General features: G+C 39.3%; 15 protein-coding genes. 11 read left to right on the forward strand and 4 right to left on the reverse strand.

What is annotated here, in order from left to right; genetic code table 11:
- Positions 1-447 precede the first annotated feature (447 nt).
- A complete protein-coding gene (locus QRD02_RS05775; RefSeq protein ID WP_290253980.1) occupies positions 448-1,152 on the reverse strand; it encodes a DUF4294 domain-containing protein in 705 nt (234 codons plus the stop codon).
- 122 nt (positions 1,153-1,274) lie between these two features.
- Here QRD02_RS05775 and QRD02_RS05780 point away from each other — a divergent pair, with 122 nt between their 5' ends.
- The 3 genes from QRD02_RS05780 to QRD02_RS05790 all read left to right on the forward strand — a co-directional run bounded on the left by QRD02_RS05780 (position 1,275) and on the right by QRD02_RS05790 (position 4,836).
- Positions 1,275-2,360, forward strand: a complete 1,086-nt coding sequence (locus QRD02_RS05780) for a M42 family metallopeptidase (protein ID WP_290253981.1) — start codon at positions 1,275-1,277, stop codon at positions 2,358-2,360.
- Between the two features lie 132 nt (positions 2,361-2,492).
- Positions 2,493-3,896, forward strand: coding sequence for an MBOAT family O-acyltransferase (locus QRD02_RS05785; RefSeq protein WP_290253982.1), 1,404 nt, complete (start codon positions 2,493-2,495; stop codon positions 3,894-3,896).
- Positions 3,897-3,930: 34 nt separating this feature from the next.
- Complete coding sequence (locus QRD02_RS05790) at positions 3,931-4,836, forward strand: hypothetical protein (RefSeq protein WP_290253983.1); 906 nt, start codon at positions 3,931-3,933, stop codon at positions 4,834-4,836.
- Here the strand turns inward: QRD02_RS05790 and QRD02_RS05795 are convergent.
- Positions 4,833-6,206 (reverse strand): alanine/glycine:cation symporter family protein, encoded by a 1,374-nt coding sequence (locus QRD02_RS05795; protein WP_290253984.1) that lies wholly within the window; start codon positions 6,204-6,206, stop codon positions 4,833-4,835. The genes QRD02_RS05790 and QRD02_RS05795 overlap by 4 nt on opposite strands.
- Before the next feature lie 79 nt (positions 6,207-6,285).
- On the opposite strand from QRD02_RS05795, the gene QRD02_RS05800 reads away from it, so the two are divergent.
- Complete coding sequence (locus tag QRD02_RS05800; protein ID WP_290253985.1) at positions 6,286-7,551, forward strand: acyloxyacyl hydrolase; 1,266 nt, start codon at positions 6,286-6,288, stop codon at positions 7,549-7,551.
- A 58-nt stretch (positions 7,552-7,609) separates the two neighbouring features.
- Here QRD02_RS05800 and QRD02_RS05805 read toward each other — a convergent pair whose 3' ends face one another.
- Together QRD02_RS05805 and QRD02_RS05810 are read right to left on the reverse strand one after the other, a co-directional pair.
- Positions 7,610-8,563, reverse strand: a complete 954-nt coding sequence (locus QRD02_RS05805) for a phosphoribosylaminoimidazolesuccinocarboxamide synthase (RefSeq protein WP_290253986.1) — start codon at positions 8,561-8,563, stop codon at positions 7,610-7,612.
- 66 nt (positions 8,564-8,629) lie between these two features.
- The gene (locus tag QRD02_RS05810) at positions 8,630-9,583 is read right to left on the reverse strand and encodes a PhoH family protein (RefSeq protein WP_290253987.1); all 954 of its coding nucleotides are present in this window, start codon (positions 9,581-9,583) and stop codon (positions 8,630-8,632) included.
- A 105-nt stretch (positions 9,584-9,688) separates the two neighbouring features.
- Here QRD02_RS05810 and QRD02_RS05815 point away from each other — a divergent pair, with 105 nt between their 5' ends.
- From QRD02_RS05815 to mnmE, 7 genes are all read left to right on the forward strand, one after another.
- Positions 9,689-10,522, forward strand: coding sequence for an SAM hydrolase/SAM-dependent halogenase family protein (locus QRD02_RS05815; RefSeq protein WP_290253988.1), 834 nt, complete (start codon positions 9,689-9,691; stop codon positions 10,520-10,522).
- Between the two features lie 65 nt (positions 10,523-10,587).
- Positions 10,588-10,884, forward strand: a complete 297-nt coding sequence (locus QRD02_RS05820) for a putative quinol monooxygenase (RefSeq protein WP_290253989.1) — start codon at positions 10,588-10,590, stop codon at positions 10,882-10,884.
- A 9-nt stretch (positions 10,885-10,893) separates the two neighbouring features.
- A complete protein-coding gene (gene gldF / locus QRD02_RS05825) occupies positions 10,894-11,595 on the forward strand; it encodes a gliding motility-associated ABC transporter permease subunit GldF (RefSeq protein WP_290253990.1) in 702 nt (233 codons plus the stop codon).
- A gap of 6 nt (positions 11,596-11,601) precedes the next feature.
- Complete coding sequence (gene gldG / locus QRD02_RS05830; RefSeq protein ID WP_290253991.1) at positions 11,602-13,287, forward strand: gliding motility-associated ABC transporter substrate-binding protein GldG; 1,686 nt, start codon at positions 11,602-11,604, stop codon at positions 13,285-13,287.
- A gap of 101 nt (positions 13,288-13,388) precedes the next feature.
- Positions 13,389-14,507, forward strand: a complete 1,119-nt coding sequence (gene dnaN / locus QRD02_RS05835) for a DNA polymerase III subunit beta (RefSeq protein ID WP_290253992.1) — start codon at positions 13,389-13,391, stop codon at positions 14,505-14,507.
- Positions 14,508-14,592: 85 nt separating this feature from the next.
- Complete coding sequence (locus tag QRD02_RS05840) at positions 14,593-14,724, forward strand: hypothetical protein (protein ID WP_290253993.1); 132 nt, start codon at positions 14,593-14,595, stop codon at positions 14,722-14,724.
- 111 nt (positions 14,725-14,835) lie between these two features.
- Positions 14,836-16,239, forward strand: coding sequence for a tRNA uridine-5-carboxymethylaminomethyl(34) synthesis GTPase MnmE (gene mnmE, locus QRD02_RS05845; protein WP_290253994.1), 1,404 nt, complete (start codon positions 14,836-14,838; stop codon positions 16,237-16,239).
- Positions 16,240-16,249 lie beyond the last annotated feature (10 nt).

A 16,249-nucleotide genomic window follows, 5' to 3' on the forward strand; every position in this document is an offset into this window, starting at 1 on the left:
TCTCGGATTCTCACTTAGTTTAGTTTTCTAATGTTGACCACCATCTTTTCAAATGGCAATCTACGCTGTCAATTTCAATATCTCAATGAACTTTTCTTTATCAAAAATAAAGATTCAATTGCTGGTGGAACGGAGTTGAACCGTTGCTGTTATTTCCTTTTCACCGTTTTTAAGACCGCGCCTATCTCTCTAAGCGGGTGCAAATATACAACCTCTTTTTTAAATGAACCAAATTAAAATTGATATTTTTTTAAAGTTTTCTATCGATTATTTTTAACCGATTGATAATTACCGAATTATCCTTCAAAAAAAATTAAATTCAATGTCTTCACATTAAAAATAGTGATAAAGTAATATAATCTACCTTCACCAATTCGCCTATGATTCATATTTTACAAAGAACGGACTGCAAAAGTATAGCCTTTAAAAATTCTGTGCAAATGGTATTCATTTATTAACAGTTTTATTATTCCAATAATCCACTAAGTCCAGATAATCAATGGCAAATGCGGGTGGTTGTCGTTCAAGTATACCGTCTCGAAAAGACCTTTCGAGAATATCTTCAATTAAAAAGTCTTCATTTTCCTCAAATGGCCGGTATTCCTCCTTTAGGGAAATTTCGAATAGGTTGGCAGTAGTGTTGTACCAAAACGCTCTCCAGCCCGTACGCAATTCCTTTACCAGATCATAAGCTGTACGTCCGGTTTGCCTGTGGATGAGTTTTACCAATATCTGTCCTTCACTATGTGTCAATTTCTTCAGTTTATCTGAAAATTCCCCTTCAATATAATTTTGTACTAGTCGGGTATATTTTTTCCTATCACTTTTTTTTTCGATTGTCTTCAACCTATCGGTCATTGTAATGAGTCGCTCGGCAGCAAGTTTGGCATAGGGATATACTTTTCGTGTTTTTCGGCGAAGGATTAAATAGCGGCGCCTATCCTTCTCTGACATAAATTTTACTTTTTTCAGAAGATACACTTCTTCAAGGTTTATCATTTCACGGGCTATGGTATCTCCTTCAATTATATAGTACATAATCTCTGTGGAATCATTTTGTTTTTCCAGCGAGCTTGTATCTACCTGCGCATACAGTTTTATGTTACTGCACAAAAATAATAGACATATATATATAGGTATGTAAATTTTCATTTAAATAAATTATTTCGATCAGCTAGTTGCTATCTAAAAACGTTCCAAAAATAAGCAAATTGCCTTGTTGGTCTTTATAAGAAATGACTAATTTTGCCGAACCAAATTTTACAGAAATATTTATGACTACTTCCATACTGAATGAACAATCGCTTCAATTTCTTGAAAAATATTTAAACAACGCTTCTCCTACGGGCTATGAATGGGACGGTCAAAAATTATGGATGGAATATCTGAACCCGTATGTGCATAAATTCATCACCGATACTTACGGGACTGCCGTAGGTGTAATAAATCCCGACGCCAAATTTAAGGTGGTTATTGAGGGGCATGCCGATGAAATTTCTTGGTACGTCAATTATATCTGCGACAGCGGACTTTTATACGTGATCAGAAATGGCGGAAGTGACCATCAAATAGCACCTTCAAAAATCGTGGACATCCATACAAAAAACGGCATCATAAAAGGGGTTTTCGGGTGGCCAGCCATTCATACCCGCGACAAGGCTAAGGAGGAGGCGCCAAAACCTGAGAATATTTTTATAGATGTAGGCGCAAAAGATAAGGAAGAGGTTGAAAGAATGGGTATCCACGTGGGTTGTGTGATTACGTATCCGGATCAATTCCATATATTAAACAACGATAAATTCGTGTGTCGCGCACTGGATAATAGAATGGGCGGATTTATGATTGCAGAAGTTGCCAGATTGTTGCACCAAAACAATCAAATACTTCCATTTGGGCTTTACATAACCAATTCGGTACAGGAAGAAATAGGTTTGCGTGGCGCGGAAATGATTGCAGCTAGAATTAAGCCCAATATTGCAATTGTAACAGATGTAACCCACGACACCACCACCCCAATGATCGACAGAAAAAAGCAGGGGTTGGCGGAAATCGGTTGCGGTCCTGTCATTGCATATGCCCCAGCAGTGCAGCAGAAACTTAGGGATTTAATTGTTGATACGGCCGAAAAAAACCTGATTCCCTTTCAACGCGCTGCGCTTTCAAGAGCCACCGGAACAGACACCGATGCCTTTGCCTATAGCAATGGCGGCGTAGCAAGCGCCCTTATTTCCCTGCCTTTGCGATATATGCACACTACCGTTGAAATGGTTCACCGAAATGATGTTGAAAACGTTATAAAACTCATTTATGAAACGCTTTTAAATATTAAAGATGGAGACACCTTTAGTTATTTCGATTGAGTTGAAATATTTTTAAATAAAGAATAAAACAAGTTAATAAGCCGCTGCGAATGAACATTTTCAGCGGTTTATTTTTTTTATATTTACTGCAAAATCAACCAGCCCTTGCTCTTCAGCTCCTTTTCATTTGGAATGTTTCTTCCCATTACGCTGGTGCTATATTGGGCTATTGGATACAAAAGAATAAAAGCACAAAACGCTCTTTTGCTTGTTGCCAGCTATTTATTTTATGGACTTTGGGATTGGCGTTTTCTTTTTCTTATTGTCGCCAGCTCACTGGTTGATTATATTGCTGCGCTGGCGATTAAAGGTTCAGAAGAAAAAATCAAAAAGAAATTATATCTATACGGGAGTATTCTTTGGAATTTAGGGGTTCTTTTTCTCTTTAAATATTTTAATTTCTTTATCGATGAATTTTCGCTGCTTTTTAACTTGAAAGATGGCGAATATGCCTTCACTACTTTGAATATTATCCTGCCAGTAGGTCTCAGTTTCTATACTTTCCAAACTATGAGCTACACCATTGATGTTTATAAAAGTCGAATTCCTCCTACCCGAAACCTGTTGAACTTCCTATGCTTTGTAAGTTTTTTTCCGCAGCTGGTTGCGGGACCAATTGAAAAAGCGGCTGATTTATTGCCGCAATTCAACACCCGTCGGAAATTCAATGCACAAGAGGTTAAAGAAGGCTTACGCCAAATTTTATGGGGACTATTCAAAAAAATGGTCATTGCAGACAATGCGGCCAGAATTGTGAATATGGTTTATGCCAGCCACGAAGAATACGGCAGCTTCTCCCTTCTTTATGCATCGGTACTTTTCTTTTTCCAGATTTATGGCGATTTTTCAGGCTATTCCGATATTGCAATTGGAACGGCAAAACTTTTTGGGTTCAGACTGAACAAAAACTTCAACCTACCCTATTTGGCAAAAAGCGTCACCGATTTTTGGCAGCGTTGGCACATCACACTCACGCGATGGTTTACGGATTACGTTTACTTTCCGATTATCCAGAAAAACTTGCGCAGCGGGACACGTAGAAATATCGCCGTGTTTATTACAATGGGATTGATTGGGCTGTGGCATGGAGCGGATTGGACCTTCGTAGTGTTCGGTGCATTTCAAGGGTTTTTGATCATTCTGGAACGTACGCCCATTTCCCAGAACCGCAAATCCAGTTTATATCATCGCTCAAGAATTCCTTCGCTTTTGTTCCCTGTGTTCAGTTTTATTTTCATCACAATATCCTGCATTCTTTTCCGAAGCCAGAATATTGAGGAAGCTGGTATTATTTTGAAAAGGATATTTTTACTCATTCCAAGCTCAGAATGGAGCAGTTTGATATCAAAAACTTTTTTGGTTTGCGCTGCCATCTTGCTGTCAGTGGAAATTTCCACAAGAACCAAAAATTTTCCACTAACAAGGATTGACCTCTATATCAGTCGGCCCTTTCGCTGGGTTATTTATTATATTTTCATATTATTAATTTTTAGATATGCCGGTCCCACGGAGGATTTTATTTATTTCCAATTTTAGCGGGTCACAACTTCGCTTCTTAAAATATTGCCTGTTGTTTTTTACACCGGTGGTCGTTGCCTTTGTAATAATGGAATTGCTGGTTTTGAATTTGCCCATAAACTATAAATATTATGGCCAACAATTAAATTCGCATTCACAAGAAATTGAGTTAATGGGGTTGGGTTCCTCACAAATGAAATGTGCTTTCAATCCAGACTTTGCCGATGTTGATGCAATCAATCTGAGTTCCACCTCACAGCATCACAAAGAAGATTTTCACATTTTGAAAGGAACCCGAAAACGGCTTCCAAATTTAAAGTTCCTTCTGTTGGAGGTATCTTTTAATCATTTAGAACTTCCGCACCATCCCGATGATTATTGGAAAAATTCGGTCTATTTAAAATATTATGACGTTAATGCCTTCAACAGGTCCATCTGGTTTAAGGATCGATTACTTATTCTTTCAAACAACCGTTTTTATTCTCGAAAATTATTGGAACATTATTTCTTTAATTCTTCAACCGAAAAGTTCAATAGCTATGGTTTCGATACCAATAATTTCTATGGAACTTTTAAGGAATTGGATTATGACACATCCAAAATAAACACCAATAATTTCAGAATTATAAGCCGTGAAGACTTAAGCATTTTTAAGAAAAATACCGACTTTCTTTATGAAATGTTGGAATATGCAAAGGCCGAAAACATCAACGTAATTTTGTGCACGCTCCCTCTTTACAAAACTTATTTAAAAAAAAGGAACCCCTCCGTTGTTCGACGTCGTGACAGTGTGCTACAAATGGTACAAAAGCAATACAGCAATGTGATCCTGCTAAACCGGGAAACCGATACTATCCACTTTAATGAGAAGGATTTTCTGAACGAAAATCATTTGAATCCGAATGGGGCAAAAAAATTTACCGCTCTGTTAAACCAAAAAATCAATGGCTTCGACTAAGGATTTTTAAGGTTTTCAAAATAAATCTTTGCCTCTTTAATAACCTTGGGCGCAAGAATTATAGTAGCAGTCATCGTGGGAATTGCCATCAATGCGAAAAAAGTATCAATTAAATTTATCATTAAACTTAAGGAGGTGGTTGCTCCCACTAAAATACTGGCAATATATATAAAATTGTAGATGCCCTTATTTTTAGCCCCAAAAAGAAAGGACATACACTTGCCACCATAATAGGAATATGAAAATAATGAGGAAATACTGAAGATTGCAATGCAAGCAAGCAACCCAAATTTTCCGAAGTAGGGAATACTTTCTTCAAAAGCAGAAGCCGTCAAGCTAACGCCGTTGGCATTGCTGCTCTGCCACACACCAGTTACCAAAATTGCAAGAGCAGTGAGGGTGCAGATTATCAAAGTATCTATGGCCGGGCCCAACATAGCCACCAAACCTTCGCGAATTGGCTGATTGGTTTTTGCCGCGCCGTGGGCCATTGGTGCCGTACCAATACCTGCTTCATTAGAAAATGCGCCACGCCGGATGCCCAAAAGAATGATTCCCCCTACCACTCCGCCCAAAAAAGCATCACCTTTATAAAAATTTGCCGAAAATGCATCAATAAAAATTAGGGAAAAATATTTCGGTACCACATCAATATGCACAAAAAGTATTATCAGCACCAACAAAAAGTATAGTCCTACCATTGCCGGCACCATTTTGGAAGCAGTTTTGCTGATTCGGGATAGGCCTCCAAAAATGACGATTGCCGTAATTGTCGCTAAAATTAATCCTATAATCAAATCAGTCCGAAAGCCGCTGTATAGCCCTGCAGGTTTTAGAAGTATGTCATTAATGGCTTGCGTCAATTGGTTTACATTGAAAACTGGCAGAGCCCCAACCAGCCCAGCAATACTGAACATAATTGCCAATGGCATCCATTTTTTTCCCAAACCTTCAGTAATAAAATACATTGGGCCTCCTTGAATCTTTCCTTCACTATCCACTCCCCGATAAAGAATGGCGAGTGTAGCGGTGAAGAATTTAGTAGACATTCCAATAACTGCGCTCACCCACATCCAAAAAACAGCACCTGGTCCACCAATTGCGATAGCCACAGCCACACCCGCAATATTTCCCATTCCCACCGTGGCCGAAAGTGCAGTCGTCAATGCCTGAAAATGCGTTAGTTCGCCAGCATCATTTTCACTATCATACTTTCCTCGAAGTATGGCAATGGCGTGAGACAAATAGCGAAATGGCAAAAATTTGATTCGAATTAAAAGGTACAATCCGCCGCCAATCAATATAATCAAAAGAGGCAAGCCCCAAGCTATGGAAGCTATTTCGGAAATAAATTGATCAACGTTTTTCAAGACTGCGAATTAAATATTGTAACTAATGTAGCATTAAAATTTTTAAAATTAACTGGGAAATTGTTACTTGCAGCGCCAAATGAAAAAACAACTAACCTTTTTTCTCCTTTTTTCAACACTTATTGGTGTGGCCCAAACAGGGGACCATTGGAAGAAAAGTGCGTTATCCATCACTCCGGAAATACTTATGGGAAGGACCATGGAATCCAATGATGGCTTTCCCGAAACAAAGTTGCAGAAACAGGCCATTTTAAGTTTTGGCCGAAATCATCAAAATGACCCGCAGCAATGGGCGCAAAGATTGAAGAAACCAAAAACCGGACTTTCCATAGGAATTACCGATTTTGGAAATCTCGACAGTTTGGGATTGGCATTTACGGCGATGCCATTCATAGAATTTAGAGCTTTTGGCAATGATAGATGGAAAATTCATACGGGCATGGGCGCATCTTATTTCACAAAAAAATTCGATACCGAAACAAATCCCTCAAACCAAGCTGTAACAACTGACATCACCTGGGCTTTCCGACTCTATCTATTCTATCAATTTCTTTCCACCAAAAATATTGATTGGCGCACCGGCATTGGCTATTCGCACCATTCCAACGGCCATACCCGATTGTTGAACCAAGGATATAATTCCTTTTTGGTGAGTTTGTCAGCCGATATCAAAAATCCTTTAAAACGTTCCGAATTTATTCCTTCCGAAAATATTCCGCAATATAAAAAGACGGTTTATGATTATGTCGCAGTGCGTGCGGGTTTGGGACGAAATGTTTTTGCGCTGGCTTTCAACGATAAAAAAAATGTTTACACCATTGCTGGCGAATATGGCAAGGTTTACAATAATACTTTCAAGATTGGTGTGGGATTTTATTACCGGTTTTATCAGCATTATTATGATTATATAGAAGGAAATGAATCGCTCGTACAGCCCGGACGGGAGTTTGATTATTTTAGAAGTAATCCATGGTATTACGCCACCAATTTGGGTTTGAGCTTGCATGGGGAAGTATTCCTCAACCATGTGGGCATTGATCTTCAATTGGGGATTAATTTTCATAAACCGGCCTATAAAATGGAATGGCGCATTAATGAAGGCTGGGACAATACACCCCGTGATATTCCGACAACTTGGGTGTTGGGAGAACTCGATGGCAGCTATAAAAAGAAAAACCGAATCTCCTCGAGATTGGGACTAAAGTATTATTTTATTGGAATGGAGAAAGCGCCACAAAATAATTTTTATTTGGGCGCAAGCCTAAATGCCAATCTCGGCCAGGCCGATTTTTCGGAATTCAGTCTTGGTTATGTACATAGTTTCAATTTTAGGGAACGAAAATAAAAATCAATAATAGATTGAAGTTGAAAATTGAGAAATAATCATTCAACATTCGTGAAGTCTACAGCCTTGAAAAATATTTTTCAACGTTGTAAATAATACGTTGGTGAATATTTGAAACGTCAGCTTTTTGGAATTTTTCGCCGGTAATATTTTCATAAAGCTCGATATATCTTTCAGAAACCGATTCAATATAATTATCGCTCATAAACGGCACCTGCTGCCCTTCCAATCCCTGAAAGCCATTTTGGATGAGCCATTGACGAACAAATTCTTTGGAAAGTTGTTTTTGCGGTTCGTCATTTTTTTGGCGCTCCTCATAGCCTTCTGCATAAAAATATCGGGAAGAATCTGGCGTATGTATTTCGTCAATCAAAACAATTTTTCCCTCTTTCGTTTTTCCGAATTCATATTTCGTATCCACCAAAATTAAACCTCTTTTAGCTGCAATTTCGCTTCCACGTTTAAAAAGTTTGCGGGTGTAATCTTCCAATTGAAGATAATCTTCTTCCGAAACAATTCCTCTTCTCAAAATATCTTCGCGTGAAATATCTTCATCGTGAGCGCCCATTTCGGCTTTTGTTGCCGGCGTAATTATGGGCTGTGGAAATTTATCGTTTTCTTTCATTCCTTCCGGCATACCAACCCCACACAGCATTCTTTTCCCGGCTTTATATTCTCGGGCAGCGTGCCCGCTCATATAACCGCGTATTACCATTTCAACCTTAAAAGGTTCGCAGGCCTCACCAATTGCAACATTTGGATCGGGCGTTGCAATTAGCCAATTTGGCACCAAATCTTCTGTCTCCCGCATCATTTTTGTAGCAATCTGGTTAAGGATTTGGCCTTTATACGGAATTCCTTTTGGCATCACAACGTCAAACGCGCTAAGTCTGTCCGTTGCTACCATCAAAAGTTTGTTGTCTTCCAAAGTATAGACTTCGCGTACCTTCCCGTGGTAAACGCTTTTCTGTCCGGGAAAGTTGAAATCTGTTGCAATTATCGTATTACTCATTTTGATTTTCGATTTGCGATTTAAAAATAAAAAACTGCGACCGCCAATTGAATCGGCAAACTTTAATTAATCCACGTTTTCAATATTCTTATAAGCCGCAATTACTTCCTTCACCAATCGGTGGCGGATTACATCCTTATCGTCCAAATAGATCATCCCGACTCCTTTCACGTCCTTCAATACCAGCAAAGCTTCTTTTAGTCCTGAAATAACGCGACGTGGTAAATCTATTTGCCCCGGATCGCCCGTAATCATGAATTTTGCGTTTTTTCCCATACGGGTCAAAAACATTTTCATTTGGGCGTGTGTGGTGTTTTGTGCTTCATCCAAAATCACAAAAGCATTGTCCAATGTTCGTCCGCGCATAAATGCTAACGGCGCAATTTGAATTACCCCAGTTTCAATATGCGAAGCTAATTTTTCCGCAGGAATCATATCGCGAAGCGCATCGTACAACGGTTGCATGTAAGGGTCAAGTTTTTCTTTTAAATCGCCCGGAAGAAAGCCTAAATTTTCGCCGGCTTCTACCGCAGGTCTTGTTAATATAATACGTTTCACCTCTTTGTCCTTCAGCGCTTTAACCGCAAGCGCAACCCCGGTATATGTTTTGCCCGTACCCGCTGGCCCCACTGCAAAAACCATATCGTTTTTGCTCATCAATGCTACAAGTTTTCGTTGGTTTGCGGTCTGAGGCCGGACCGGTTTTCCACTCACTCCGTGTACGATCACATCGCCACTGCCAACGGGAGCTTCGTATTCTTCTTTATTTCTGCTTAAGAGCACCCGCTCAATAACATTTTCATCAAGCCTATTGTATTTGGCGTATTGCTCCAAAAGCATGGTGATGCGGCGGTCAAATTCTTCGAGCACGTCATCATCGCCGTAGGCTTTAATTTTATTGCCACGGGCAACGATTTTAAGTTTTGGAAAATATTTTTTTAGAAGGTCTATATTAGCATTTTCAAGGCCGAAGAATTCCCTTGGGCTAATTTCTGTAAGTTCAATTATAAGTTCGTTCAAAAGGCGTGCTTTTTATATTTGGAATATGCAAAAAATAGTTTTGCCTCTAACAAAAGTAACCTATTTTTGTGGTTAATCTTTTAAGAAAATATCAACAATCCATTTATGCCGATTATAACGCTTACTACCGACTTTGGAGAGAAAGATCACTTTGTTGGAGCAGTAAAAGGAGCTATTTTCACCGAAATGGAAGATGCCAAAGTTGTTGATATCTCGCACTCCATTTCGCCTTTTCACCTTCAGGAAGCAGCCTATATTATTCAAAATGCATATAAAAGTTTTCCCTTGGGGAGTATCCACATTATCGGGGTCGATTCCGAACTTAACCCTGAGAATAAACATATTGCGGTTTTTATGGATGGCCATTATTTTGTGTGTGCGGACAATGGAATAATTTCTATGTTGACTTCCGAAATTCGGCCCGAGAAAATTGTGGAAATAAATATCCATGATCGCATTATCAGTAATTTTCCCGTTTTGGATGTTTTTGTAAAAGTGGCCAGCCATATTGCTCGCGGTGGCACACTAGAGGTTATCGGCAAAACCATTACTGAAATAAAGGAACTTACCGGCATTCGTCCCGCTGTAAGCAATAGTATGGATCAAATTAATGGAACTATAATCTATATAGACAATTATGGCAACGTAATTAGTAATATAACTAAAAAATTATTTGAGGAAGTAGGGCGTGGCCGAAATTTTGTTATTAGTGCCCGCACCATTAACCTCAATAAAATCCATTCCCATTACAGTGACGCCATCAATTTTGACAATCCGCCGGGAAAACGGGAGGAGGACGGAAAAAAACTGGCGCTTTGGAATTCATCAAACTATTTGGAACTTGCAATTTATAAAAGTAGCTCCAAAACCGTGGGCAGTGCTTCCTCACTTTTTGGCTTGGATTACAGGGATGCGGTGATGGTTAATTTCATTTCTTAATGCTGTAATGGCCGTTATAACTTAAAAAATACGCCCATCTTAAGGGCAATTATAAAAATGGTACTATGTTTACACGAATCGTAAAAATGCAGTTTGAAGCGAAGAATACGCCGGTCTTTCTTAATAATTTTGAAGGTGTAAAAGAGGAGATACGCAATTTTCCGGGCTGTACATTTTTGGAACTTTACCGCGATAAAACCGATAAAACAATCTTTTTCACTTATAGCCGTTGGAATGCTGAATCAGATTTAGAAAATTATAGGAAAAGCGACCTTTTCAAAAATGTATGGAGCCAAACAAAAGCCTTGTTCAAGACAAGGGCCGAAGCATGGAGCGTTGATACTCTTCACAGTTTAAAATAACAGCACTGAATGATTACAATAATTAAAAGAGAAATAAATTCCTTTTTTTCCAGCACCATCGGTTATTTGGTAATTGCCGTTTTCTTGGTTCTCAATGGTTTGTTTCTTTGGGTTTTCAGCGGCAGTTTTAACATCTTGGATTCCGGTTTTGCAGACCTTGCCCCCTATTTTGAACTTGCGCCGTGGGTGCTTCTTTTTTTAATTCCTGCGGTTTGTATGCGTGCTTTTAGTGACGAAATGAAAATGGGCACGTTGGAACTTTTACTCACCAAACCAATTTCACTGAATAAGATTGTGCTCGGAAAATATTTTGGAGCTGTCATCCTTATCCTTATTGCAATGGTTCCCACGCTAATGTATGTTTTTACAATTTCACAATTGGGCAATCCATCCGGCAATTTTGATGTCGGCAGCACCATTGGTTCTTTTATTGGCTTACTTTTTTTAGTAATGTCCTATACTTCCATTGGAATATTTGCCTCCACTCTTTCCCAGAACCAAATTGTGGCTTTTATCATTGCGGTTTTTCTCTGTTTTTCGCTCTATTATGGCTTTGAGGGGTTTTCTTCCTCCGCTTTCAATATTTCTGAATTGGGAATGAAAGCGCATTTCGATAGTGTGGCGCGCGGGGTTTTAGACTCGAAGGATTTAATTTATTTCTTTAGCGTTGCAATATTTTTTATCGCGATTACGGTTTTAAAATTGAAATAATTATAAATGAAAGCCTCAATTAAAAAGAACATTATTACAATAGCCATTCTGGTTGTTGGCTTGGCTCTTTTCAATATTCTCGGCAATTATTTTTCCATACGGCTGGATCTAACCCAGGACAAGCGCTTCACCCTTTCAAAAGAAGCAAAGGAAATTATTGAACCGATTGATTCTCCCGTGATTGTCGATGTTTTTCTAAAAGGAAATTTTCCGGCTGAATTTAAAAGGCTTCAAAAGGAAACCGAGCAGCTTTTAGAGGAATTTTCGGCCTATAATTCCAATATCAAATATAAATTTATTAATCCGACTGCGAAGGAAAATGAAGCGTTTCAGGCTCAATTCGAAAAATTTGGATTGACCCCCGCACAAGTTTCTGTAATGGAAAACGGAAAGCAAAGCACTGAATATATCTATCCTTGGGCCCTGGCTCATCACGATGGCAAATCGGTGAAAATTGGATTGCTCAGAAACCAATTGGGCGCCACTTCCGAAGAAAGAGTCAACAGTTCGCTCCAAAATTTGCAATACGCCTTTGCCGACGGTTTCAAAAAATTGGCAACTGAAAAGACCAAAAAAGTTGCTGTTTTAAAAGGCAACGGCGAATTTGACGACCGGTATATTGCTGATTTCTTTTCAACTTTAAGGGAATATTATTTTATCGCCCCATTCACTTTGGATTCGGTGGCTGCAAATCCAGAAAAAACCTTAAAGGCCCTCAATGATTTTGATTTGATTGTAGCCGCCCAACCCACTGAAGCCTTTAGCGATGCAGAAAAATATGTGCTGGATCAGTTTGTTATGGCGGGTGGAAAATCGCTTTGGTTGATGGACGCAACCCAAATGCATTTGGACACCGTCAGCGGAAATACTTTTGCTTTTGGAAAGGATTTGAACTTAAATGATTTCTTTTTCAAATACGGAATTCGTATTAATCCTAATTTGGTAAAGGATGTGTATTCCGCTCCCATTGTTTTGGCCAGTGGCGATGAACGGGAAGCACAGTATAACCGATACCCGTGGTTTTTTAGTCCGTTGAGCAGTAGCGCGAATAACCATCCAATTGTTTCCAATATTGAAGCTGTTAAGTTTGAGTATGCCAGCGCGATGGATACGCTTCCCAATGGCATAGAAAAAACGGTTTTGCTTTCTACCTCGCCAATTTCAAAAATTGTTGGCCTGCCCTATCCAATTGATTTTGACGTGGAAATCCCAGATAACCTGCAAGTGGTGAACGAAGGCCCAAACCCAAATGAATATAATGGTGGGGAAATTCCCTTGGCCGTTTTGTTGGAAGGAAACTTTTCGTCAGTTTTCAAAAATCGGGTAAAACCGATAATTTGGGGAAACCATTTGGATGATGGGAAGCCTTCAAAAATGGTAGTTATAAGCGATGGCGACGTTATCAAAAACCAAATGCAAGGCAATCGTCCGCTAGAACTTGGGTTTGATAAAACCACAAATGCCTTCTATGGAAATAAGGAATTTCTGCTTAATACTGTTAATTACCTTCTCGACGATAGTGGACTTATAAACATTCGCACACGCCAAATTGCGGTGCCATTTTTGGATCAACAAAAAACTGCGGAACAAAGAACTCTTTGGCAAATGCTCAATATATTGTTACCCTTGGGATTACTACTGCTTTTTGCTATTCTTTTCGCCTTCTATCGCAAACGAAAATACACCCGTTGAATGTTGATAAGTTTGTTTTAACAAACCCATCAATTGAAATATATTTGTGGGTATGCTAAAAACAAGGCATTTACCATTATTCAGATAAAAATAAATATTCAATGAAATTCATCGTATCGAGTTCGTATTTATTAAAGCAACTACAAGTTTTGGGCGGCATTATCAACAACAACAACACCTTGCCCATTTTAGATAATTTTCTTTTCAGTTTAGATCAAAAATCATTAACGGTCTCCGCGTCAGATTTGGAAACCACCATTTCAAGCAAGCTGGAAGTGGAAAGCACAGAAACAGGAATGATTTGCGTTCCCGCCCGATTGTTGCTGGAAACCTTGAAAACATTCCCAGAACAGCCTTTAACGTTCACAGTTGAGGATAACCATACAATTGAAATCAGTTCAAATCACGGAAAGTATGCCTTGGCATATGCAAATGGGGAAGAATTTCCAAACGCCGTGGAGCTGAAGGATCCATCTTCAACGGTGGTTCAGGGTGACGTACTCGCCACGGCAATTAGCAAGACCATTTTTGCTTCAGGCAATGATGATTTGCGACCTGTGATGAGCGGGGTTTTCTTCCAGTTTTCATCAGATAATTTGGTGTTCGTGGCAACGGATGCGCACAAATTGGTAAAATATACCCGCGATGATATTAGTGCCTCCCAAACCGCGGAATTTATAATGCCGAAAAAACCACTGAACCTTTTAAAAAGTATCCTTGCAGGAAGCGAAGAAGATGTTATTATTGAATATAACGACAGTAACGCCAAGTTCATTTTTGAAAATACCGAGTTGATCTGTCGCTTGATCGATGGAAAATATCCAAATTATGAAGCCGTAATTCCAAAGGAAAATCCGAATAAATTGGTGATTGACAGAAACCAATTCCTAAATTCGGTACGAAGAGTTTCTATTTTCTCCAGCAAGACAACCCATCAAATTCGCTTGAAAATTGCAGGAGCCGAATTGAACATTTCTGCCGAGGATATTGATTACAGTAACAAGGCAGAGGAACGGTTAACCTGCGATTATCAGGGCGACGATATGCAGATTGGTTTCAATAGCCGTTTTTTGACCGAAATGTTGAACAACCTAACCAGCGACGAAGTTTCATTGGAAATGAGCCTTCCCAACAGAGCAGGCATTCTAACTCCAGTTGATGGCTTGGATGAAGGGGAAACAGTCACTATGCTTGTAATGCCGGTTATGTTGAACAACTAATCTTACCGCCTACTTTTTCAAAAAATTAAAAATCTATCATTTTTTATATCCGCCTCTTAAGGCGGATTTTTTTTGGAGAAATCTGATGATAACTCAATTTAGATATCCAGGTACCGAAACCGGTAGATTGATTTCTGGAAATTTCAACGTTATCGCCACTTCCGGCGCTGTTCCATCGATTACAATGAATGGCAGTTATAGCGACATTGCATACTAAAAAACCATTCAAAAATTAATAAATAGTAGGGGCTGCATTTTTATAGCCCTTAATTTTTTCCACTATCACAGTACACTATAGGTTTGCCAAAGAATCTTACCTTTGCAGCCAATGACACATCAAGACACAATAGTGGCCATGGCAACCCCTGCGGGGGCGGGAGCGATTGCCGTATTAAGGCTTTCGGGACCCGACGCAATATCAATAGCATCAACAATATTTTTTCCAGTTTCCGGAAAGAATATTTCCGAACAAAAAACCCATACCGTCCATTTGGGAACTATTAAGAATGATGAACGGATTATTGATGAAGTGCTTGCCACCATCTTTAAAAACCCCAACAGTTATACGGGGGAAGATGTTGTCGAAATATCCTGCCACGGGAGCATTTTCATACAACAGGAAATTCTGCAGCTATGCTTGCAGAAAGGTTGCAGGATGGCACAAGCTGGGGAATTCACTTTACGGGCATTTTTGAACGGAAAAATGGACTTAAGTCAAGCCGAAGCAGTGGCAGATCTTATAGCCAGTGACAGTGCTGCAAGCCATCAATTGGCAATCCAACAAATGCGAGGCGGATTTTCTTCCGAAATAAAACAGCTTCGGGAGGAACTCTTAAATTTTGCTTCTCTCATTGAACTGGAACTGGATTTTGCTGAGGAAGATGTAGAATTTGCGAACCGGGACGAATTCCAAAAACTGATTTCTAGAATTACCCAAGTGCTTAAGCGGCTGTTGGATTCATTCGCCACGGGCAATGTTTTAAAAAATGGAATTCCCGTAGCAATTGTGGGCGAACCAAACGTTGGAAAATCAACATTACTAAACGCATTATTGAATGAGGAAAGGGCCATTGTAAGTGATATTGCCGGCACCACCCGCGATAGCATTGAAGATGAAATAATAATAGGCGGTATTAGTTTTCGCTTTATCGATACTGCAGGCATTCGCGAAACTGATGATATAATCGAAGGTTTGGGAATTCAAAAGACCTTTCAGAAAATTGAACAGGCTCAAGTTGTTATTTATTTGTTCGATGCGCAGAAATTCGGATTACAGGATTCAAAATTCACGGTTGAGATTCAAACCATAAAAAATAAATATCCGTTAAAAAACCTTTTAATTGTTGCCAATAAAGTAGACCAACTTTCCAAAGAAGCACTGGAACAACTCAAACAAACCCTTAGCACCATAACCGGATCCTTTCATTTATCACTATCTGCAAAAACAGGGCAAGGGGTTGAAGAACTTCAAAACACACTACTCAATTTTGTTAATACTGGGGCGCTGCGCAATAATGAAACTATTGTGACCAATAGCCGCCATTATGATGCTATGCTTAAGGCATTGGATGAAATAACAAGAGTTCAGAAAGGCATGGACCAAGACTTGAGCGGAGACCTGTTGGCTATAGACATTCGGCAGGCGCTTCATTATTTTGGAGAAATAACGGGAGAGATCAGTAATGACGAACTTTTGGGAAATATTTTCGCCAATTTCTGTATTGGGAAGTAATTACATTTCC

This window comes from Aequorivita aurantiaca, assembly GCF_030410135.1.
GTDB lineage: Bacteria > Bacteroidota > Bacteroidia > Flavobacteriales > Flavobacteriaceae > Aequorivita > Aequorivita aurantiaca.